The organism is Vibrio sp. Vb1337, assembly GCF_033338715.1.
Classification (GTDB): Bacteria; Pseudomonadota; Gammaproteobacteria; order Enterobacterales; family Vibrionaceae; genus Vibrio; species Vibrio alginolyticus.
Window position 1 is genome coordinate 1 of the sequence record NZ_JAWOTD010000129.1, and the last position, 1,279, is coordinate 1,279.

Here is a 1,279-nt window from a genome sequence, read left to right on the forward strand (position 1 = left end):
AACTGAGTAACTGCGAATAGTCGGGCACCAGCATGTACGTGCCAACAAAATCACCCGCAGGCGTATCGCCGCTGTAAATCACCACATGGATGACAATGCGCGCCTTGCGCCCTGACGCCAAGCGATCCAAATCACCACTGATACCATCAAGCGAGGTACTCGCCACCGGATTTTGCTCCACCGGATGACGATAACGAATCGAGCTGTCTGCCAGAACAATATCGCCATGCAAACCGCGCTCTTTGAGCAGTAACCACGTCATTCCCCATCCCGTCAGCGTTGCCAACGTAAATGCCGAACCAGCAAACATCGTATTGTGCGGGTTCAAATTCGGATTGAGCTGGGCACTGCATTCGAACTGATAACCGGTGTATTGGTTGATTTTGATGCCCATTTTGTCCGCAATTGGGATCTGCGCTTCCCAGCGCTGCTGCAATTCCGTGCACCATTCTGGGCGACGTAACACATTCGCCATCGGATCAAGCGGCTTCACCATTTGTTGGTGACGGACCGGACCGCGTTCATCGGTCAACTCACCACGACGTTCAAAACCGTTTTTTTCATAAAACGCAATCGCGTCTTCACGAGCATTACATACCAAACGTTTCGCACCTTCTTGGCGCGCAAGCGATTCCAACGCGACCAACACCAGTGAGCCCATGCCTTTGCTGCGACGATTGCCTTTCACCGCCATATAGCGGATTTGGCCATCGTTATCCGGAGTAATGTACAAACGTCCGATCGCCATTGGACGACCACGGCTATCCACAATCATGCGGTGGTGGCTCACCACGTCATATTCATCACGTTCAGAGCCTACTGGCATGCGCCATGGCTCTCGAAGCATTTGCCAACGAAATTGATAGTACTTGTTAAGCTGATTTTCGGTTGTTGGAGTTATGAGTTTGAACATATCAATCCTTTGAAAGTGCAAATCAGTAAGAATCTTGGGGAGAAAATACCCAAGTAAAATCAAATCACTTGGGTATATAGCTTAGACCATGGGTGTATCCACGCCAGATTAGACCTGTAGCCAAAAAGTCACTGGGCCGTCATTAATTAATGACACTTTCATATCGGCCGCGAAGCGACCACGCTCGGTTGGCAATTCCTGCTCACACAAGTCAGAAAAGTAGTCATACAGACGTTCAGCGTCGGCTGGATGCGCACCACGAGAAAAGCCTGCACGTGTGCCTTTCTTGGTATCTGCCGGTAACGTAAATTGAGACACCACCAAAACCTTACCGTTCACTTGTTTGACGTTGAGGTTCATTTTTCC

Annotated in this window: 2 protein-coding genes; both read right to left on the bottom strand. The window is 49.8% G+C overall.

Annotated elements, in window-relative coordinates:
• On the bottom strand, positions 1-913 hold a 913-nt coding region (locus R7E42_RS24445), incomplete at its 3' end, for a bifunctional GNAT family N-acetyltransferase/hotdog fold thioesterase (RefSeq protein ID WP_318073155.1).
• Positions 914-1,021: 108 nt separating this feature from the next.
• Positions 1,022-1,279 (bottom strand): D-aminoacyl-tRNA deacylase (dtd, locus tag R7E42_RS24450; RefSeq protein WP_318073156.1); only part of this gene is annotated, 258 nt, incomplete at its 5' end.